At 45.7% G+C, this 20,870-nt stretch carries 15 protein-coding genes; 14 read left to right on the top strand and 1 reads right to left on the bottom strand.

Annotated features, from left to right (window positions below):
* Nucleotides 1-27 precede the first annotated feature (27 nt).
* The gene (locus tag NSQ38_RS25105) at nucleotides 28-2,055 is read right to left on the bottom strand and encodes a beta-galactosidase (RefSeq protein ID WP_339784616.1); all 2,028 of its coding nucleotides are present in this window, start codon (nucleotides 2,053-2,055) and stop codon (nucleotides 28-30) included.
* 128 nt (nucleotides 2,056-2,183) lie between these two features.
* Between NSQ38_RS25105 and NSQ38_RS25100 the strand changes: the two genes are divergently transcribed.
* The 14 genes from NSQ38_RS25100 to NSQ38_RS25035 all read left to right on the top strand — a co-directional run bounded on the left by NSQ38_RS25100 (nucleotide 2,184) and on the right by NSQ38_RS25035 (nucleotide 20,730).
* Nucleotides 2,184-3,017 (top strand): AraC family transcriptional regulator, encoded by an 834-nt coding sequence (locus NSQ38_RS25100; protein ID WP_339784614.1) that lies wholly within the window; start codon nucleotides 2,184-2,186, stop codon nucleotides 3,015-3,017.
* Between the two features lie 143 nt (nucleotides 3,018-3,160).
* Nucleotides 3,161-3,949, top strand: a complete 789-nt coding sequence (locus NSQ38_RS25095; protein ID WP_091031985.1) for an alpha/beta hydrolase — start codon at nucleotides 3,161-3,163, stop codon at nucleotides 3,947-3,949.
* An 81-nt stretch (nucleotides 3,950-4,030) separates the two neighbouring features.
* Nucleotides 4,031-4,696 (top strand): SGNH/GDSL hydrolase family protein, encoded by a 666-nt coding sequence (locus NSQ38_RS25090; RefSeq protein ID WP_339784611.1) that lies wholly within the window; start codon nucleotides 4,031-4,033, stop codon nucleotides 4,694-4,696.
* A gap of 12 nt (nucleotides 4,697-4,708) precedes the next feature.
* Nucleotides 4,709-5,590, top strand: coding sequence for an SMP-30/gluconolactonase/LRE family protein (locus tag NSQ38_RS25085; protein WP_339784609.1), 882 nt, complete (start codon nucleotides 4,709-4,711; stop codon nucleotides 5,588-5,590).
* Between the two features lie 423 nt (nucleotides 5,591-6,013).
* The gene (locus tag NSQ38_RS25080; protein ID WP_339790696.1) at nucleotides 6,014-9,064 is read left to right on the top strand and encodes a X2-like carbohydrate binding domain-containing protein; all 3,051 of its coding nucleotides are present in this window, start codon (nucleotides 6,014-6,016) and stop codon (nucleotides 9,062-9,064) included.
* A gap of 271 nt (nucleotides 9,065-9,335) precedes the next feature.
* Nucleotides 9,336-10,883 carry a response regulator transcription factor gene (locus NSQ38_RS25075; protein WP_339784606.1) on the top strand — a complete coding sequence of 516 codons (1,548 nt, stop codon included), beginning with the start codon at nucleotides 9,336-9,338 and terminating at the stop codon, nucleotides 10,881-10,883.
* A gap of 18 nt (nucleotides 10,884-10,901) precedes the next feature.
* On the top strand, nucleotides 10,902-12,671 hold the full coding sequence (locus tag NSQ38_RS25070; protein WP_338593779.1) for a sensor histidine kinase: 1,770 nt from the start codon (nucleotides 10,902-10,904) through the stop codon (nucleotides 12,669-12,671).
* Between the two features lie 351 nt (nucleotides 12,672-13,022).
* Nucleotides 13,023-14,306: an extracellular solute-binding protein gene (locus NSQ38_RS25065; RefSeq protein WP_338594901.1), complete on the top strand. Its 1,284-nt coding sequence runs from the start codon at nucleotides 13,023-13,025 to the stop codon at nucleotides 14,304-14,306.
* 141 nt (nucleotides 14,307-14,447) lie between these two features.
* On the top strand, nucleotides 14,448-15,338 hold the full coding sequence (locus tag NSQ38_RS25060) for a sugar ABC transporter permease (RefSeq protein WP_036610887.1): 891 nt from the start codon (nucleotides 14,448-14,450) through the stop codon (nucleotides 15,336-15,338).
* Complete coding sequence (locus NSQ38_RS25055; protein WP_062833750.1) at nucleotides 15,331-16,161, top strand: carbohydrate ABC transporter permease; 831 nt, start codon at nucleotides 15,331-15,333, stop codon at nucleotides 16,159-16,161. The genes NSQ38_RS25060 and NSQ38_RS25055 overlap by 8 nt, the downstream gene beginning before the upstream one ends.
* A 157-nt stretch (nucleotides 16,162-16,318) precedes the next feature.
* The gene (locus tag NSQ38_RS25050) at nucleotides 16,319-19,366 is read left to right on the top strand and encodes a glycoside hydrolase family 2 TIM barrel-domain containing protein (RefSeq protein ID WP_339784603.1); all 3,048 of its coding nucleotides are present in this window, start codon (nucleotides 16,319-16,321) and stop codon (nucleotides 19,364-19,366) included.
* 169 nt (nucleotides 19,367-19,535) lie between these two features.
* A complete protein-coding gene (locus tag NSQ38_RS25045) occupies nucleotides 19,536-19,841 on the top strand; it encodes a hypothetical protein (RefSeq protein ID WP_127543817.1) in 306 nt (101 codons plus the stop codon).
* Nucleotides 19,842-19,892: 51 nt separating this feature from the next.
* Nucleotides 19,893-20,168: a hypothetical protein gene (locus NSQ38_RS25040; RefSeq protein WP_339784601.1), complete on the top strand. Its 276-nt coding sequence runs from the start codon at nucleotides 19,893-19,895 to the stop codon at nucleotides 20,166-20,168.
* A gap of 127 nt (nucleotides 20,169-20,295) precedes the next feature.
* Entirely contained in the window at nucleotides 20,296-20,730 is a 435-nt protein-coding gene (locus NSQ38_RS25035) for a hypothetical protein (protein WP_339784599.1), read from the top strand.
* Nucleotides 20,731-20,870 lie beyond the last annotated feature (140 nt).

Below are 20,870 nucleotides of genomic sequence, written 5' to 3'. Positions count from 1 at the left end.
CGAATGATTCCAATTAAGCGAAATCCCTTATTTCATTTCGAGCAATTGCACCCCACGGGCTTCAATCTCAACACTTCCCGAAAGCTCACGATTGGTGAGCAGATCATGTGCCTTAGCTGTTCCCAGATCATAGGATTGCGTGGTTGCGTTATGGTTCATGACAAACAGGTAGGGTTTGCCGTCTTTGGTTCGTGCGCTTACTTCAACACCTTCTGGTGTCTCAAGCAAGGACTCTACGTTCTTGGCTGCTGCAAGCTGTCCCAGCAAACCATCCAGGAAGCGGTCATCCGGGTCGGATGCAACGTACCAGGCTTCACCTTGACCAAAGGTATTACGTGTCACAACAGGCATGCCTTTATAAAAGTCGTCTCCATACTCTGCGATGACTTCGGCTCCTTCACTGTGCAGCAGGTCACAAAGCATGCCGCAGCCATACTCTCCTTGAAGGTCACCGTAGGTTTCTTTGAGGACTATGCTGTTCTTTTGCTCAGGCAGCAGGGCATCAATTTCTTCCACCCAGATTCCGAGCAGCTTACGTAACTCTCCCGGATATCCACCTGTAGTCACGAGATCGTTCTCGTTGACAATGCCGCTGAAGAAGGTTGTCAGGAATGTTCCGCCTGCTTCAACATACTTCTCCAGTTTGGCGGCAAACCCCGGTTTAACCATGTAAAGGACAGGCGCGAGAACGATGTCATATTTGCTAATATCCGTATCCACACTGACGATATCTACCTGTATGTTGCGGCGGAAGAAAGCGGCGTAATATTTATGAATCTGATCCACATAATTCAGGGCAACCGTAGGTCCGCTTGATTTTTCGATGGCCCACCAGTTATCCCAGTCGAACACAATCGCTACTTTGGATTCAACAGATGCATCCAGTGTGGTATCTCCAAGGATCTGCAATTCCTTGCCCAGCTCAGCGACTTCGCGGAATACACGTGTATTCTCGTGTCCAACATGCTCAATAACTGCACCATGATACTTCTCACAGGCACCAATGGAGCGGCGAAGCTGGAAGAACATAATGGTATCGGCCCCGTGCGCAACAGATTGATAACTCCACAGACGCATGACACCTGGACGTTTCAGTGAGTTATATGGCTGCCAGTTCTGCTGACTTGGTGTTTGCTCCATAAGCATGAACGGTTGACCATCTTTCAGTCCGCGCATAAGGTCATGAGCCATTGCCGTGAAGCTGACGGGTGTTGCGAGACCGGGATAGCTGTCCCAGGATACAATATCCAAATATTTTGCCCATTTGAAATAATCCAATTGCTTGAAAAATCCCATCAGATTGGTAGTCACAACGGAGTCCGGAATGTGTTTTTTGATCGCATCGTACTCCATCCGATAACAGTCCAGCATGCTGTCTGAGTTGAAGCGGGAGTAGTCCAGCGAGATTCCCTGGAACGTTGAATTGTTGTTACCCCAATGTTCACTCAGGTTGCTCGGCAGTACAATCTCGTCCCAATCGTAGAAGGTATGCCCCCAGAAATTTGTGTTCCATGCTTTGTTGACCTGTTCCAGAGTCTGATAGCGTTCTTTCAGATATACGCGGAATGCTTTCTCACAGTTATCACAGTAACACTCACCGCCATATTCATTGGAGATGTGCCATACGAGAACAGCGGGGTGATCCTTGTATCGTTCAGCCAGTTTATCTGCAATCTTCTCGGAATATTTGCGATAGGTCGGGCTGTTGGGACAGGAATTATGGCGCCCACCGAATTTGCGTTTGCGTCCATCGGCATCTACACGAAGCACGTCTGGATATTTCTTTGCCATCCAAGCCGGATGGGCAGCAGTGCTTGTTGCAAGGCATATATAGACACCATTTTCATATAAACGATTAATGAGTTGGTCGAGTTCTTCAAAATGGTAAGTAACTTCATCAGGCTGAATTAGTGCCCATGAAAATACGTTAATTGTGGCAATATCAATGCCTGCCAATTGGAACATGCGCAGGTCTTCAAGGTGGGTTTCGTGATCCCACTGTTCCGGGTTATAATCGCCCCCGTAGAACATTTTGGGCAGTTTGCTGCTAATCAATGTGTTCACCTCTTGTATAAGAATAATCCTATACTATATGATACATATGACTTTTAAAATATAATAAAAGTAATGACTCATATAAGAATACGGAACTCTATTTCAGCGTATACCCAAGGAGGCATCCCATGTTTATCTCCCCCCGACATCAACGATATTTCATGACATCACGTGATCAGCCGCTGCCCCTTTATATTGAGAGCCTAGGTTATAACGGCAATCAGGAGAAGGTGTCCAGACCTGTGGGGTATCCATGTTACCATTGGCTTCAGACAGTAAAGGGAGCCGGAGAATTCAAGTTTGCCGGGTCCACGGTCGTTCTAGGGGAAGCATCAGGTATTTTGTTACCGCCGAATGAACCGCATGAATATGTGCGCGCCCAAGGAGAGTGGGAGACATTCTATATTACATTTGGCGGTTCCCAGTGTCCGGCAATCTTGGAGTCACTTAGTCTGGGTGAAGCGGCGTTCTATCAGTGGGAGCAGTGCAGCCCGTTCAACGATTACGGCCAGGAAGTGCTGGATTCAATCAGAAGTGATCAGGATTTGTCGGGGCTTGAGGCGTCAGCGGATATATATCGATTTCTGATTTTGCTCAAAAAACATGGGATGACGGGCAATCGGTCTTCGATCTCTCATGCTGTGGAGAGACTCGCTCCGCTCATTGCATTCATGGAACAGCAATATGCGAATCCCGAAATTGGGCTCGAACATATGGCTACTGTGACGGGGATCTCATCCAGACATTTGAACACCTTGTTCAAGCAGTCCTTTGGCATGACAGCCTACAGCTATTTCATTCTGCTGCGTATTCGCAAAGCCAAGGAAATCATGACCGCAGACCATAGACCCACGATTAGGGAAACGGCAATTCGGGTTGGCTTTCGGGATTCAAGCCATTTTGTTGCTACCTTTCGCCGGATTGAAGGGGTCACCCCTGAACAGTTTCGTAATTTGTACTAACATGTACCCAAATGAACAAAAAGTGATGCCAGGAAGGTATTGATGCCTTAGGGGCATTACCGTTATGATGGTATCGATTCCTGAGATTCGAAAACGTTTAAACGGACCCATGGTTCCGTTCTACTTGGAGAGGATGATTGAAGATGACAACAACGATACCCTTATGGGATCATGCTGCACCTTATGCAGCCCAGGGCCATGAAGACGAAATGCCACATTTGATTCCATTTATTCAGCCCGGTTCCGAGAGCGCTGTCATTGTGTGTCCAGGAGGCGGCTATGGATTTTTGGCTGATCATGAAGGTGCTCCAATAGCCGAATTGTTGAACCGTGCAGGCATTAGTGCATTTGTCCTGAAATATCGGGTGGCGCCTCACCAGCATCCTGCACCGATAACAGATGGTCAGCGTGCCATACGTTATGTTCGTGCTCATGCTGAGCGGTATGGCATCAACCCTGCCAAGATTGCAGTACTTGGTTTCTCCGCAGGCGGACATCTTACTGCAACACTGGGAACGCTGTATGACGAGGGACAACCAGATCATGAGGATCCGATTGAACGTCAAAGTTCACGCCCGGACCGAGTCATTCTCTGTTATCCGGTCATTACGATGGAGTCCTATGGACATGCCGGTTCCCGTGAGAATTTGCTTGGATCTGACGCGACTGCCGAGCAGATTAAGGCTTTTAGCGCGGAGCAGCAGGTAAGAGCGGATGCTCCTGAAGCGTTCATCTGGCACACCAGCGCTGACCAGGCAGTGCCTGTAGAGAATAGCTTGCGTTACGCACTTGCATTGGGCGAGCATGGCATTCCCTATGATTTGCACGTTTTTGAGAAAGGTTCACATGGTCTTGGATTGGCTGAGGACAACCATGCGATTCGGGTATGGTCGGATCTGTGTCTCACATGGCTCAAGAATCAAGGCTGGTAATCACTGAATGATAACAAGTTAACGGTCCTGACTAATCAATTATTCTTATATTAGCGCTTTAGAGCGAAGGAGAAAATGAAGATGAAATTGCAGAAAAATGACAAGCTTCTGTTTATCGGAGATTCGATTACGGATTGTGGTCGGGAACATCCTGTAGGCGAAGGCAGTTCAGGTCTGGGCCATGGTTACGTAGCGCAAGTCTATGCGCTCTTGCGCTCCATCTATCCGGAATTGATGTTGCGTGTCCAGAATGTGGGTAATGGTGGAAATACGATTCGTGATCTGAAACAGCGCTGGGATCGTGATGTGCTGGACCTTAAACCGGACTGGCTGACGATCATGATCGGCATTAACGATGTATGGCGTCAGTTCGACAACCCATTGTCAACAGAATCACATGTGTTTCTTGAAGAATACGAATCGACATTGCGTGAACTGGTGGCTTCGGTTCGTCCCAACCTGAAAGGTCTGGTACTGATGACTCCTTATTATCTTGAGGCCAATCCGGAAGACCCGATGCGGGCAACGATGGATATCTACGGAGAAGCGGTACGCAGGGTAGCCAGTGAGTATGATGCGGTGTATGTGGATACACAGGCTGCATTTGCTCCATTTTGGGATCATTTCTATACGTCTGTGCTGACTTATGACCGGGTACATCCGGATGCAACGGGCCATATGGTACTGTCCAAAGCATTCTTGGATGCCATCGGATTCGAATGGTCAGGCGGCGTCAAATCTGAATAAGGACGTGATGGCATGAGCGACGTAACTGTAGCAGTACAAACCCCGGCATTACTGGGGGAAGGTCCAAGCTGGGATGCGGAGAACAATCGATTATTGTGGGTAGATATTGAAAGTTTTAAGGTGCATGTGTATGATCCGGCTACAGGGCAGGATCAGGCTTATGATGTCGGTGAACATGTCGGTGCTGTTGTTCCCTATCGTGGTGACGAAGTTTTGGTTGCTTTACGCAGTGGATTCTACACTTATAACTTGCTTACGGGTGCGCGTCATGCCATTGAGGACCCCGAACAAGATAAGGATACCAATCGTTTTAATGATGGCAAGTGTGATGCGCAGGGCCGCTTCTGGGCAGGTACGATGAGCATGAATAATGAGAGCAAAGCCGGATCACTGTATTGTTTGGAGCAAGGACACCCCGTTCGCACAATGGTACAAGGTGTATCTACATCCAACGGCTTGGGCTGGAGTCCGGATCGGCAGACCATGTATTACATTGATACCCCGACACGTTCTATTGACCGGTTTGATTTTGATCTGACGGCAGGTACGATACAAAATCGGACAAGTGTCATTCACATACCGGAGGAATTTGGTTTTCCGGATGGGATGACGGTTGATGCTGCGGGCATGCTGTGGGTTGCGCACTGGGGCGGAGGAAGAGTCACTCGCTGGAACCCGCATACATCAGAACTGTTGCAACAGATCGAGGTGCCAGCAGATCAGGTAACATCCTGCTGTTTTGGTGGACCGGATCTCGAAGAGTTATACATTACAACAGCACGCATTGGGATTAAGGAAGAACGCCTGAAAGAGACACCGGATGCTGGCTCACTTTTTGTCATCAAACCGGGAGTTAAAGGCCAGGAGACTCATCCCTATGGTAGCTCGAAATAAACAGGTGCCAATCATGTAGTTAAACTCTATCTGGTTTGCCAGGTAAGAAACGATTCCATTTTTTATTCGTATATAAAATGTCGAAAGATGCTGTTCTAACAGCATCTTTTTTTGTTGCATAAACGATTTTAAACACTGAAAATATTTTACAAAAAACGGAATTTCGACAGAGGGGTTTGGGGATTTCCATCGAATGTTATTTATTGAAAGTATTATCCAGATAACCGCGAATCAAGAACAATTATGTAAGCGCTTAACAACATGATTGGAAGGGGGTGAGGCTTCTTGTATCAAGAGATGCATTGAATCGTCTGGCACGCCATCATCAGCACGATGAGACAGCGGGGATAGACCGAAATGCAGTAACGAAGTAGAAGAGGAGGATAAGTTGATATGAGAACGTTTATGGGGAAATTACGAATGATGAGTCTGACGGTTGCCGTAGTAACCGCTTCGCTGGGAGGACTTGCTGGAACGACAGCGGCGGCACCAAGTGAAGCCTATGAGTGGAAAAATGTAGTGACTGGTGCAGGTGGCGGATTTGTGCCGGGCATTATTTTCAACGAGTCGGAAAAGGATCTGATCTATGCCCGTACGGATATCGGGGGAGCCTATCGCTGGAATGCGGCCAACGAGAGTTGGATACCTCTAACGGATTTTGTCGGCTGGGATGACTGGAACAAGAATGGTGTGGACGCACTGGCTACGGACCCGGTTGATCCCGATCGGGTGTATATGGCAGTTGGGACGTATACGAATTCGTGGGACCAAAATAATGGCTCCATCTTGCGCTCTACGGACCGGGGAGATACATGGCAGACCACAACACTTCCGTTCAAAGTGGGCGGCAACATGCCGGGACGTTCAATGGGAGAACGCCTGACCGTGGACCCGAATGATAACAGTATTCTGTATTTCGGTGCACGAAGTGGTCATGGGTTATGGAAAAGTACCGATTACGGTGTGACCTGGAACGAAGTCACAAGCTTCCCGAATCCGGGAAATTATGTGCAAGATCCTTCGAATGAATATACCAGTGACATCGTAGGTCTGGCATGGGTTACGTTTGACAAAACAACAGGTTCGGCAGGGCAGGCAACCCAGACAATCTATGTGGGTGTTGCGGATAAAGATCAAAGTGTATATCGCAGCACAAATGGTGGCCTGACTTGGTCAGCTGTTGCTGGTCAACCTACAGGTTATATCCCGCATCATGGTGTGCTCGATTCAGACGGAAGCCTCTATATTACGTACAGCGATGGTGTTGGACCCTATGATGGGGAAAAAGGTGATGTGTGGAAACTGAATACGTCGACAGGTGTCTGGACCAACATCAGCCCTGTTCCAAGCAGCAGCACGGATAATTATTTTGGATATGGCGGATTGGCTATCGATGCACAGAATCCCGGTACATTGATGGTTGCGACATTGAATTCCTGGTGGCCGGATGCCACCTTGTTCCGCAGTACAGATGGCGGAGCAACGTGGACACGCATATGGGAATTTGAAGGATATCCGAACCGCAAGTTACGTTATACACAGGATATTTCGGCAGCGCCATGGCTCACATTTGGCACCAATCCTGCCCCACCCGAAACAACCCCAAAACTGGGCTGGATGATCGGTGATCTGGAGATTGATCCGTTTGATTCGGATCGCATGATGTATGGAACAGGTGCTACGATCTATGGAACGAAGAACCTGACAGACTGGGATGATGATGAAAAAATCAATATTTCAGTGATGGCGAAGGGGGTTGAGGAGATTGCCGTACTGGATCTGATCAGCCCGCCAAGTGGTGCACATTTGATAAGCGGAGTGGGGGATGTCTCCGGATTCCGTCATAACAATCTGGATCAGGCTCCAGCTACCATATTTACGAGCCCGAACTATTCTTCTACAGAAAGTCTGGATTTTGCAGAGTTAAGTCCAAATACGATGGTTCGCGTAGGTAAAGCAGATTATGCTGCTGATCCAAATGCAAAATCCATTGGTTTGTCCAGTGACGGAGGCACTACGTGGTATAAGGCCAATGCAGAACCTGCTGGCACAACTGGAGGGGGTACCGTAGCCATCTCTGCGAATGGTAACCGACTCGTATGGAGCACATCAGATAAAGGCGTACATTATTCGACTGGCGGCAATTCATGGACGGCAAGTACGGGGATACCTGCACAGGCAAAAGTGATTTCGGATCGTGTCAATCCAAACAAATTCTATGGATTTGCAGCGGGTAAAATCTATGTGAGTGTGAATGGTGGTGCTTCCTTCACGGCATCACCTGCGACCGGACTTCCGATGGAAGGGAATTCTGATCTGGATGCCGTTCCAGGTGTTGAAGGGGAACTCTGGTTTGCAGGTGGAAGTGAGGAAGAAGGTCCTTACGGATTATGGCATTCCACAGATTCAGGAGCGACATTCACGAAGCTTGCCAATGTAGAGGAAGCAGACAGTATCGGATTTGGTAAAGCGGCCCCTGGGCAGAGCGTTGTAGCATTATACACGGTTGCACAGATCGATGGAACACGTGGATTCTTCCGCTCCGATGACGGTGGTGCCAATTGGGTTCGTATCAATGATGATCAGCATCAGTATGCTCGTGTAACTACAATTACGGGTGATCCTCGTTTGTATGGAAGAGTATATCTCGGAACCAATGGCCGGGGAATTTTGTATGCTGACCGTGTTGGAGGTAACAATGGCGGAGGAGACGGCGGGGGTACACCAGTGACCAACTCTGCGATTACACCGATTACAGCCGAATTTGATCGCAAAGCAGGCAATCAGGTGAATATTCCAGTCACGTTAACACTTAACGGCAATACACTTACATCCATTCGTAACGGGAATGCAACGCTGGTTTCAGGTACAGATTACACGTTAACAGGTAATGAGGTCGTATTAAGTAAAAACTACCTGGCTTCACTGCCAAATGGCACAGCGGCGCTAACCTTTCAATTCAGCGCAGGCGCTCCTGCGACCTTGAATCTGCTCATTAAAGACACGACAGCTGCACCTGTTGGAACCATACGCATTGAGATGTTTAACAGCAACACTTCAGCGACGGGCAGCTCGATTAGTCCCAAATTCAAACTGACAAACACGGGTACTACAGCCTTGAATCTGTCTGATGTAAAGATCAGATACTACTACACGATAAACGGTGAACAGCCTCAGAACTTCTTCGCTGACTGGGCAACAGCTGGCAGTTCGAATGTAACAGGCACGTTCAGTGCGCTCAATCCAGTTCGGACTGGTGCTGACCACGTGCTTGAGATTGGATTCTCAGCTTCCGCTGGAACTCTGAATGCGGGACAAAGCACGGAAATCCACACTCGCATCTCCAAGAACAATTGGACCAACTATACGCAAACGGATGATTATTCTTTTGCAGGTAGTCAGACTTCCTATGCGGACTGGACCAAAGTTACCGGTTATGTCGCGGGAAGTCTCCAATGGGGAATTGAACCATAAGTGAGTGATTTAACGAAATAAAGGATTGAAATAGGGGGCCTGATTCGCCAAATGATCGAATGGCGAGTCGGGGCTTCTTATTTTGTCGAAATATAGTGTAAAATATAGATAGTTACCATTGCTTAAAGGATCGTTTTAGGATATAAAAAGATGTACAATCAATTTTAAATTAATGTAACCGCTAACACTGGAAAGTGTTTATAACCGATATATAATAGTTGGTATAGCCTGTACAGATATAGAGGAAAGATTAGACAAGGGGGTCGCGATCATGAACCGGTTGTGCAAGGTGCTGATTGTTGACGATGAGTTTCTGGTAAGGCAAGGCATAAAGCACCATATGAACTGGGAAGCGGAAGGATTTATCATTGTGGGAGAAGCTTCCAACGGTGAAGAAGGATTACAGCAGGTGAGTCTGTTAAAACCGGATATTGTGATTACCGACATTGTCATGCCTGTCATGGATGGCGAAACGTTTGTCCGTACACTAAAAGCCAGTAATCCGCAGATTGAAGTTATTGTACTTAGCAGCTTCAGTGAATTCGAGTATGTACGTTCAACGCTTCAGCACGGGGCAGCCGATTATATACTGAAACCCAAGCTGGATACGAATGAATTATTGCAAGTCCTTCAACGCACAGCGGGTAAAATTCCCGAGCTACAGTTCGAACCTTCGCACGATGGCTGGAGGCTTGGGCAACTGATGGAGAAGATGCTGTCCGGATTTACACTGGATGAAGATAGCGAAATGCCGATGATTCGAGATACCTTTCCGTATGAATCCTTTCGCTTGCTGGTGTATAAACCCGTGGGTGCTGGAGGGAATCCACTGAAGATGGATCAGGAACAGATTGAATCCAAGCTCCGCAGTGATCTGCCTGAAGTAGAATGTGCAATGGTTCCCGCAGAGGGTACATTACCTGTGATGCTTCTTAATGTCGATCCTGCGAGAGATCAATGGATGCTTGAACGGATCAGACAGTTGGCCAGTGAAAATGCAGCAGGAGAAGGCAGTCCTGGTTGGGTGCTTAGTGAAAGCTTTACTTCATTTGAACAGATGGGTGTTGTTTACCGGGAACGCCTGGTTAAGCTGATTGAATATCGCTTCTATTATAAGGATCGACCAATCCTGGTGTATGGCGAACTGCCTCCAATGCATCCCGCAGGTTACCAGTTTAATGTGAATATGTTTTTGCAGCATGTGAAGCGTAACAGGGTCGAAGCGGCAAGGGAGTATTTACAGGATCATGCGGCAACACTTGGACGGGATTATATTGCCGATGTGTTTGAGATCAAATCATTTCTCGGTAACTTGATCTTTAACGTGACCATTACCCTCGCGGATATGGATGTCCAATCTGCCGGGCTGGAAGAGAGCAAATATACGTATTTTAAAAATGTGGACGGGGCTTCGAGTCTGGACGAAGTTATGACTGTGCTTGACCAATTCATGACCGAAGTTCAGGAGTGCACCGTTGGTGCGGGTGGAAAACGAAGTGATCCCAACATGAAGATGCTGCTGGATTACATGCATGAGCACTTTGATCAGCCGCTCGGGCTTGCTGAAGTAGCCAAGCATTTTCATTTTAATCCATCGTATTTATCCAGTTATTTCTCATCGCACAAAAAAGAAGGATTTAATGAATACTTGAATAAAATTCGGATTGAAAAAGCCGAGGAACTGCTCCGATCCGATGATGTAACGATCTCTGAGATTAGCAGTATGGTAGGCTATTCCGATCATAGTTACTTTTGCAAAGTGTTCAAAAAATTCACCGGATTATCACCAAGCCGATACCGGCGCAAATTCTGGGCATAAAGTCAGAAGGATAAGATCATGAAGAAATGGATGAACCAATTATCTCGTCTCGGATTGTTTCCCAAGTTGTTTCTGGTTATGGTGGTCAGTATTGTCCTCGTTGCTGTACTCATCTTATGGACGACCATTCACATGTCAACCAATCTGTTTACTGAGACGTTCAGTATCACAAACTCCAAGGTGCTTAATCAGATCAAAACAAATTTTGAATCCTTTAATGAGGCCATTGCTGCCGTATCGAATAATGTGACGCAGAGTGGATCGATCCGAGGATTCCTGTCCGAAGGAGATGCCGATTCCCTCACGATGGCCAAATCCTTCTATAATATGAGGGAAACGATGGATCGAATTCAATCCATCACAGAATCCTACGAAGTAGGGATAACAATTATCGGGATTAATGGACGGAGCTATTCCACGAATCGTGCTCACCTTCAGTTGTCCGTGGATGAATTGAAGCAGGAGCCAATTACGATGGAAGCAGCTGAGACGCCGAGTCGTCTTATCTTTGATGTTTACCAAAACGAGGCGACGCTCGGGAGTCAGCAGATGATCTCTGCGACGAAGGCGTTGACGGACCGAACACGCAGCCGGATATACGGTACGCTCTATGTCACGATGAGAGAAGACCTATTCCGGCAATTTTACAGCAGCTTTACAAGTCGTGGCAATGATGTGGTCATTATGAATGAAAAAGGTGAGATTGTATCATCGAATCGTGAAGACTGGATCGGAACAACTCAGCTGGATTTGCTATCGTATGCCCGAGAAATGAACAACAACTCTCCGAGAAGTATTAATGCTCGTGTGATGGATCAGGATAGCGTTGTGTTATCCGAGTATCTACCGTTCTATCGGTTTTATATTGTCAATGTAGTGGATAAGGATCTGGCGATGGGTCAACTTATCGACATGAAGACGGTTGTCCTGATCTGTGCAGCTATCGTTGTGGGGGCACTCATCCTCGTGTTTCTCATCACCAGCCAGATTACCAAGTCACTGCGCAGACTTGTGAGGCAGATGTCCAACATTACAAAAAGTGATCTGGACAACTACATTCCGGTGAGTGGAAGCTACGAGAGCAGGCAGCTTGGCCATGCTTACAATTACATGCTTGATGAACTGCATGATTATGTGGATCAGTTAGTACAGACACAGCATGAACAACGTAACGCAGAGCTTGCGGCATTACAGAGTCAGATTAATCCTCACTTCTTGTACAATACACTTGCATCTGTCAAAGTTCTGGTACAACAAGGCAACAAAGACAGGGCTGCGGAGACCATTAACGCATTAATTGGATTGCTGCAAAATACGATCAGTGATGTGAGTCAAACTGTTACAGTGGAGCAAGAAGTCGAGAATTTGAAAAATTATGTCTTCATTAATCACGTCAGATATGGTGGCCGGATTAAAGCAGCTTTCTACGTTGCTCCGGATTGTACACACTATCATGTACCCAAACTGGTGATCCAGCCGTTTATCGAGAATGCGTTTTTCCATGGATTTATCAAGAAAGAAACGGGTACGATTCATGTCATGGTTTCCAGAGCGGGAGAATCACTCATCTGTGAGATTATGGACAATGGTGATGGAATTGAAGGGCTTGTCATGGGAGAAACATTGCCCAATCCAAAAAACAATCGTCAACTATTCAGTGGTATCGGTATTCGCAATGTACATGACCGTATTGAGTTATTATATGGTTCACCTTACGGTGTCACGATTATGAGCAATGTCGGTGAAGGGACGAGAGTAACGGTTACATTGCCTTTAATCACGAGTTGAATCGAAACCCGATTCGATTGAATACACTTAAAATCGAGATCCCTCGCTTCTGTTTTCTACAGAGGCGGGGGATTTTCACGTGTCAGAGGTAAAGTGGGTGAAATCATTTTGTACTATTTCAAGATCAAGAAATTACAAAATCAAAAGAAATTACAAAAAACCAAATTTAATGCAAACGGTTTCTGTAAAGGTTTTCATTGTGGCAATAAGATGACAAATCCGCACAAAATTATTACTAACGAATGGAGATATGGGAATGATAAGATGAATACATCGAAAGCAACCGCTTTCAGAAAACGCAAACAAATTACACACAAAGAGGTCGAAGGGGAGTTGAATATTTTGAAAAAAATGTGGGTATTGATGCTCGTTACAGTACTGCTGTTGTCCGCATGTTCATCCGGTGGCGGAGGTAATTCCGCTAGTGGTGGTGACGAAAAAACAAACGAAATTACGGTCTGGGCTTGGGACAAAGCTTTTAACGTAGCTGCAATGGAAACAGCAAAAGAAGCATATCAAAAAGCAAATCCTGATGTGAAAATTAACATCATTGAATATGCTCAAGCTGATATCATTCAGAAACTGAACACAGGTCTTAACTCCGGAACTGCCAGCGGTCTTCCAAACGTAGTTCTGATTGAAGACTATCGTTCACAAAGCTTCTTGAATGCATATCCTGATGCGTTCAAAGATCTGTCTTCCAGTATCACGGCTTCCGATTTTGCAGATTACAAACTCGGACCAACAGCGTTTGATGGCAAACAATACGGAGTACCATTTGACTCCGGTGTTGCTGGTTTGTACTACAGAACAGATCTGCTGGAGCAAGCTGGCTACAAAGCAGCTGACCTGCAAGACATCACTTGGGATGACTACATCCAAATTGGTAAAGACGTAAAAGCTAAAACAGGTAAAGAGCTTCTTTCTCTTGACCCGAATGACCTTGGTTTGATTCGTATGATGATCCAAACTGCAGGTAAATGGTATTCCGCAGAAGATGGTAAAACACCTGACATTGCTAATAATGCTGCTCTGAAAGAAGCGTTTATTACTTACAAAGCAATGATGGATGCCAACATTGTTAAATTGCACTCTGACTGGAGTCAATTCGTTGCCAACGCCAATAACGGTAGCGTAGCAACAATTCCTACAGGTAACTGGTTCTCACCATCTGTACGTCAAGAAGCTTCCCAATCCGGTAAATGGGCTATAGCTCCAATGCCGAAAATGGCTGGTCAACCAAACTCTGTTCACGCATCCAACTTGGGTGGTAGCTCTTGGTATGTTATGAACAACGTTCCTGGTGCAGATCAAGCAGCTGATTTTGTAGCAAAAACATTTGGTTCTGACAAACAATTGTATCAAGATCTGTTGAACAACATCGGCGCAATTGGTACGTACAAACCAGCAGTTGATGGTGATGCGTATGCCAAAGCAGACGAGTACTTCGGCGGACAAAAAATCTTCACAGACTTTGCGAATTGGACGAAAGAAATTCCAAGCGTAAACTATGGTATCAACACATATGCCATTGAAGATATTCTGGTAGTAGAAATGCAAGCATTCCTGAACGGTAAATCAATCGATGACGTTCTGGCTGATGCACAAAAACAAGCTGAAGCACAATTAAACTAAGATACCCAAGGTAACTTATAGAACCCTAGGAAACATCGGAGCCGTCTCCCATGTCCGGCGCAAGTCGAACCGGATATGGCGAGAGGCTCCGTGGGTTCTACCCATGTTCCATGGAGAGAGAGGAGCCATACTGTGAAAGCCATGAATACAGGAGACAGTCTCCAAAAGAAAAATAATTTGACTGGATGGGCTTTTGTTTTGCTGGCTGTTGTCGGGATTGTTGCATTTTACTTCTACCCGATGATCCAAGCGCTGCTCTTATCGTTCAAGTCTGGTGTAGGAGCCAATCTTGAATTTTCGGGCCTTTCTAACTACAAAAGATTGTTAGTTGATACAACGTTCCGTACAGCATTATCGAATACATTTATCTACTTGATCATTCAAGTGCCTGTAATGATTATTCTCGGTTTGTTTATTTCCGTATTGCTGAATGACAGCACACTACGCTTCCGGAGCTTCTTCCGTACAGCGATTTTCTTGCCTTGTGTAACTTCATTGGTAGCGTACTCTGTTGTATTCAAATATTTGTTTGCACCAGATGGAATGGTGAATCAATTCCTTATGGGCTTGCACATTATTGGCGATCCAATTCAATGGATCACAGACCCGTTCTGGGCTAAAATTACGATTATAATCGCCGTTACTTGGCGTTGGACCGGATATAACATGATTTTCTATCTGTCATCCCTGCAAAACATCGATCAATCGATCTATGAAGCTGCAAGAATTGACGGAGCGAATGCTTTTACACAATTCTTCAAAATCACAGTACCTTTGCTTAAACCGATTATCCTCTTTACTTCGATCACATCAACGATTGGTACATTGCAAATCTTCGATGAGATCATGAATATTACCAAAGGTGGTCCAGGTAATGCGACCATGTCGATTTCACAATACATCTACAACCTTTCGTTCAAATATTCACCGGACTTCGGTTATGCAGCAACAGTATCGTATTCCATCGTAATCTTGATTATTGTATTGTCCATCATCCAGTTTAAAGTGGCAGGTGATAATAAAAATGGCTAAAGCTAAAGCAAAACGGATTTTCACGTATGTGTTCCTATCCATCGTCGCCTTTGTATCCATTTTCCCTTTCTTCTGGATGCTGGTCAGTTCAACAAATGCATCAGTCGATGTCACCAAGGGTAGACTGCTGCCGGGTTCAGCTTTCATTGATAACTTTAACAAACTGATTGATTCGACAAATCTGGTACAGGCTCTCGGAAACTCGGCGATTATCTCTGTAATCTCCACTGTCTTGGCACTGTTTATTGGTTCCATGGCAGGTTATGGCTTCGAGGTATATCGGACGAAGTCCCGTGATGTCGTGTTTAATATCCTGTTGTTATCCATGATGATCCCGTTTGCAGCGATCATGGTACCACTGTATCGTATGTTTGCAACAATCTCGGGAGTTGCACCGGTTATTGGAATCAACACGATGGCAGCAGTGATCCTGCCAACCATCGCAACAGCGTTCCTGATCTTTTTCTTCCGTCAGAACACCAAAATGTTCCCGAAAGACTTGCTGGAAGCTGGACGTATTGATGGTTTGAGTGAACTCGGTATCTTCTTGAAGATCTATATGCCAACCATGAAAACAACATATGCAGCGGCAGCAATCATTACATTCATGAGTAGCTGGAACAACTATCTGTGGCCACTCATTGTATTGCAAACACCTGACCAACAAACGATTCCACTGTTGATCTCAAATCTGGGTGCTGGTTATTCTCCGGATTACGGAGTAATCATGACAGCAATCGTGATTGCAACACTGCCTACAGCAATCGTTTTCTTCATCATGCAGAAACATTTTGTTGCAGGTATGGTAGGTTCCGTGAAGTAATGAAAACAGCATAATCCGTGCAAATGACGGGTGCAGGAAAGAAGAGAGGGCGCTGTTATGGCGTACCTCTGTCTTTTTTGTTTATGTAAAGCAAAAGGAAACCCAGAATAAACCTTGAATAAGTCAAACTATAACGTTTTAAAGGGAGAGAGAGCCGATGAAAGCAACAAAGGCAGATATCAACTGGTTGGGGGACGTAAGTGTATTTGAGGTGAACCGTCTTCATGCCTATTCCGATCACCGTTATTACCAAACAATGGACGAGGCTGTAGGTTCAGGCGCGATGTCCATGCGTTATGATCTGAATGGTACGTGGAAATTCAACTATGCAATTCGTCCAGACAGCCGTTCTGAGTTTTTCTATACATCCGATTTTTCCAGTGAAGGCTGGGATGATATTGAAGTTCCGGGGCACATCCAGCTACAAGGATACGGACAGATTCAATATGTAAATACACAATATCCTTGGGATGGACTGAATGAAATTCGTCCGCCGGCATTGCCGCAGGATAAAAATCCGGTTGGAAGTTACATTCGCACATTCCACCTGCCGACAGGTTGGGAGTCGAATCCGGTATATATTTCTTTCCAAGGTGTAGAGTCTGCATTCTATGTATGGCTTAATGGACAATTCGTAGGATACGGGGAAGACAGCTTTACGCCATCTGATTTTGACCTTACGCCATTCCTACAGGATGGAGAAAACAAACTCGCGGTTGAGGTGTATCAACGCAGCACAGGCAGCTGGCTGGAAGATCAGGATTTCTGGCGTTTCTCCGGTATTTTCAGAGATGTGTATCTGTATACGGTCCCAACTGCACACGTACGTGATGTTCATGTGCGCACTGATCTGGACAAGTCCTATACGAACGGTACACTGCAACTAGATTTGAAACTGGAAGGAAAAGCGGTTGCTGGAGCACGTGTAGAGGCTGAACTTCGTGATCGTGAAGGCAATACCGTTAAAACGTTTGAATCCAAGGTTAACGATGGACAAGTAAGTCTTCGTGAAGATATTGGTACAGTGAATCTGTGGAGCGCAGAGATTCCATACTTGTACCGCCTTTATATTCGTGTATATGATGCTGCGGGTACACTGGTTGAGGTTGTTCCTCAAGCCGTTGGTTTCCGTACTTTTGAAATGATCGATAAAGTGATGCACATCAACGGTAAACGTATCGTATTCAAAGGTGTGAATCGCCATGAGTTCAACCCGCGTCGTGGACGTGCAGTTACGAAGGAAGATATGCTGTGGGATGTTCGTACGATCAAACAGAATAATATGAATGCTGTACGTACGTCACACTATCCAAACCAAAGTCTGTGGTATGAGCTGTGTGATGAATATGGATTGTATGTTATTGATGAGATGAACCTGGAGACACACGGATCTTGGCAGAAACTTGGTGCCGTTGAGCCTTCATGGGTTATTCCAGGTGACAAACCGGAATGGCATGATATCGTTATGGACCGCGCTGTATCCATGGTGGAGCGTGACAAAAACCATCCGTCCATTCTGATCTGGTCTTGTGGTAATGAATCACATGGTGGTGAAGTCATCTACAAAGTATCCCAATACTTCAAATCAGCTGATCCAACACGTCTGGTACATTACGAAGGTGTATTCCATGATCGCCGTTTCGATGAAACAAGTGATATGGAGACTCGCATGTATGCCAAACCGGCGGACATTGAGGAATTCCTGAATGCAAACCCGACGAAACCTTATATCAGCTGTGAGTACATGCATGCCATGGGTAACTCTATTGGCGGTATGCACAAGTATACGGAGTTGGAAGATAAATATCCGATGTATCAAGGTGGTTTCATCTGGGATTACATCGACCAATCCATTTATAAAAAAGATCGTTACGGCAAAGAGTTCCTCGCTTATGGCGGAGATTTCGGTGATCGTCCATCAGACTATTCGTTCTGTGGCAACGGTATTGTCCATGCTGACCGTAAAGTAACTGCGAAAATGCAGGAGGTCAAATTCCTTTACCAGAACATCAAGCTGTTCCCGGATCGTGAAGGTGTTAAAATCGTGAACGGTAACCTGTTCGCAGATACGTCTGCGCTGGAACTGGTATACAGCCTGGAGCGCGAGGGACATGAAGTGCTGCGTGGAACATTGGAAGTGAACGTGGATGCACAAAGCGAGACGGTAGTGAAACTTCCGCTGGGTGCAGAAGCTCTAGCGGGCGGCGAGTACGCTGTGAACACTGCATTTGTGTTAAAAGAAGCTACACTGTGGGCTGACAAAGGTGAAGAAGTGGCATTTGGACAGTTTATTTTCACAAAGGATCAGGTAAATGATGCAGTTGAAGTCGACTTGAACCTTGTAAGTGATGTACAGGTGGTTGAAGGTGACGTTAATATCGGTGTTCGTGCTGGCAAGACACATGCGCTGTTCTCCAAACAGTTTGGGACACTGGTTTCCCTGAAATTGTCCGGTCGTGAGACGATTGCTGTGCCACCTGCACCGCTCTTCTGGCGTGCAATGACGGATAATGACAAAGGCATGGCGATGGGCTTCGAACTGGGTGCCTGGTATGCAGCGAGCCTGATGCCACGTCCTGTAGAGTGGAAAGCGGAACAGAAACCGGATCAATACCGGATCGAGTTCACGTACAAGCTCAACATTTCGGCGGATGTACAAGTAAAAGTGGTATATACCGTTCATGCAGATGGAAGCGTACGTGTGCATAATACGTACAAAGGTACAGCCGGATTGCCAAACCTGCCAATTCATGCATTGTCCTTCAGAACATCACCTGACTTCGAAAACGTGGAATGGCTCGCGATGGGACCCGAGGAAAACTATGCAGACCGCGCATTTGGCGCACGTCTCAGTATCCACGGCAGCAAGGTAGCTGATACCATGGCTCCATATCTGGTACCACAGGAATCAGGCAACCGTACGGGCGTACGTTGGGCCAAATTGACAGACAATGCGGGACGTGGCTTCAAAATTGAAGCATCCGGAACCCCGGTTGAGCTAAATGTATCACCATATACGGCATTTGAGCTGGAGAACGCACAACATGCGTACGAATTGCCCCCTGTGCACTATACTGTCGTGACTGTAGCAGGTAAACAAATGGGTGTTGGCGGTGATGATAGCTGGGGTGCTCCGGTTCATCCGGAATACCTGATCCCTTCGGACGGCGAACTAACATTTGAATTTGTCATTCGTGCACTGTAATTAAAAGACGTACAGAATAAAGAATGTATCCTATAAAGAACAGAGGTCTTCGCTCATCGAAGGCCTCTGTTTTGTTATGTCAACGAACAGCTTGAGAGGCTTTGTATGAAACCGTTCTCTCTCCAACCTCGTAATGTACGAGACAGGAAACATAAGAGGGGGGTTCAAGATGAGTAAAAAAGCAAAGACAGGTATATGGGTGACGGTGTTGGTCTTCTTGGGTATCATTGTTGGATGTTTCATATGGTATTTCAATACCGCTTCAGGTGAACGTGCACTCAAAACGATGAGGTCCAATAACTCGGGTGGCCTGGAGAGGATTGTTAAAGTGTACAGCAATAATGGTGAATTGATTCAGACCTATGATGGCAAAATTGACGTGGAAGATACGGAATACGGCAATAAAGTATTATTTGATCTCAATGGGAAACGCGTTGTGATCTATAATGCAACGATTGTTGTTGAAGAGAAGTAAGCAAAATTAAGGAAATGATATAAGGGTCGGGTGAGATTTTTTATGGTGGATATGTACCTCATAATCCTTGTTGCTATCTTGGGAATGATCCTGTTCTATAGCTTGATCGCTTATTTCTTAATTCGTTTCATTTCAAAAAAAGCATTCAAGCTGACGTTAACCAAATATGAAATGACGGAGATTATGACTTGGCTCGCCGTGTTGTTTATTACCTTCATGATGATTAAGAATGGTTCGATAAATCTTCTTTTGCCGGTTGTTTTGCTTATCATTCCATTGATCAATTTGCGGATTTCCAATCGGAAACATCGAGAGCTGAACTCGTAAGGTCTTGCTACGTTGGGGTAATGAACAAGGAGGATGAACATAGGAAAGGTTGACGGAGATTACATCACTAGTCAACCTTTTTTAGTTTCATTACGAATGTTGAAAATGAACAAGGAGGAGTTTAGTGATGATTCTGGGCCGATCAACTGACACTTCAGGTTTAACGAAAGTTGCCAATCTTTCGGATGAGTTGCAGTCTGTTTTTGATCAAGCAGAAAGCAAATATCAAATAGTTGATATTGAACTATTCTTTGTTTTCAGGTGTCTCCCTGAAGAATACGATAGAAGATCCACCGTTAGGCATGTGAAGAAGGAGAATGTCATCTATTTTGATCTGGTGTTCAATGAGGATCGGTATAAGACATTAAGCAAAAGCAAACAACGGTATGCATTAAGCCATGAGTTTTATGCGTTTTTGAGTGAAAAGATCCAGAAATACAAGATTGAACATCTAAAAGTGAATGAGTTTATCGCAGATATGGGCATGTGGCTGAGGGAGATTGGATGGTTGCAGACCGAAGAGCAAGCCGAAATAAGTGAATTTGAAGAAAAGTATAACTAACTAAATAATGTGATATAAACAACAAAAATAGGCCCTCTTTCGAGGGCCTACTTTTCATGGGAGAGGAGAAACCGGACGAAGAGCTTATGGGGAAACGTAAGTCTTCTCCGCGGTTGTCTACGACACTTGTGATGTCGATA

It is taken from the genome of Paenibacillus sp. FSL R7-0313 (genome assembly GCF_037969885.1).
In the GTDB taxonomy this organism is placed as follows: domain Bacteria; phylum Bacillota; class Bacilli; order Paenibacillales; family Paenibacillaceae; genus Paenibacillus.
This window is presented reverse-complemented; position numbering and strand designations above follow the sequence as displayed.

What these genes read in the sequence shown, in the direction of transcription:
- NSQ38_RS25100 (WP_339784614.1), top strand. Translation starts at nt 2,184, where the DNA reads ATGTTTATCTCCCCCCGACATCAACGATATTTCATGACATCACGTGAT.
- NSQ38_RS25095 (WP_091031985.1), top strand. Translation starts at nt 3,161, where the DNA reads ATGACAACAACGATACCCTTATGGGATCATGCTGCACCTTATGCAGCC.
- NSQ38_RS25090 (WP_339784611.1), top strand. Translation starts at nt 4,031, where the DNA reads ATGAAATTGCAGAAAAATGACAAGCTTCTGTTTATCGGAGATTCGATT.
- NSQ38_RS25085 (WP_339784609.1), top strand. Translation starts at nt 4,709, where the DNA reads ATGAGCGACGTAACTGTAGCAGTACAAACCCCGGCATTACTGGGGGAA.
- NSQ38_RS25080 (WP_339790696.1), top strand. Translation starts at nt 6,014, where the DNA reads ATGAGTCTGACGGTTGCCGTAGTAACCGCTTCGCTGGGAGGACTTGCT.
- NSQ38_RS25075 (WP_339784606.1), top strand. Translation starts at nt 9,336, where the DNA reads ATGAACCGGTTGTGCAAGGTGCTGATTGTTGACGATGAGTTTCTGGTA.
- NSQ38_RS25070 (WP_338593779.1), top strand. Translation starts at nt 10,902, where the DNA reads ATGAAGAAATGGATGAACCAATTATCTCGTCTCGGATTGTTTCCCAAG.
- NSQ38_RS25065 (WP_338594901.1), top strand. Translation starts at nt 13,023, where the DNA reads ATGTGGGTATTGATGCTCGTTACAGTACTGCTGTTGTCCGCATGTTCA.
- NSQ38_RS25060 (WP_036610887.1), top strand. Translation starts at nt 14,448, where the DNA reads ATGAATACAGGAGACAGTCTCCAAAAGAAAAATAATTTGACTGGATGG.
- NSQ38_RS25055 (WP_062833750.1), top strand. Translation starts at nt 15,331, where the DNA reads ATGGCTAAAGCTAAAGCAAAACGGATTTTCACGTATGTGTTCCTATCC.
- NSQ38_RS25050 (WP_339784603.1), top strand. Translation starts at nt 16,319, where the DNA reads ATGAAAGCAACAAAGGCAGATATCAACTGGTTGGGGGACGTAAGTGTA.
- NSQ38_RS25045 (WP_127543817.1), top strand. Translation starts at nt 19,536, where the DNA reads ATGAGTAAAAAAGCAAAGACAGGTATATGGGTGACGGTGTTGGTCTTC.
- NSQ38_RS25040 (WP_339784601.1), top strand. Translation starts at nt 19,893, where the DNA reads ATGTACCTCATAATCCTTGTTGCTATCTTGGGAATGATCCTGTTCTAT.
- NSQ38_RS25035 (WP_339784599.1), top strand. Translation starts at nt 20,296, where the DNA reads ATGATTCTGGGCCGATCAACTGACACTTCAGGTTTAACGAAAGTTGCC.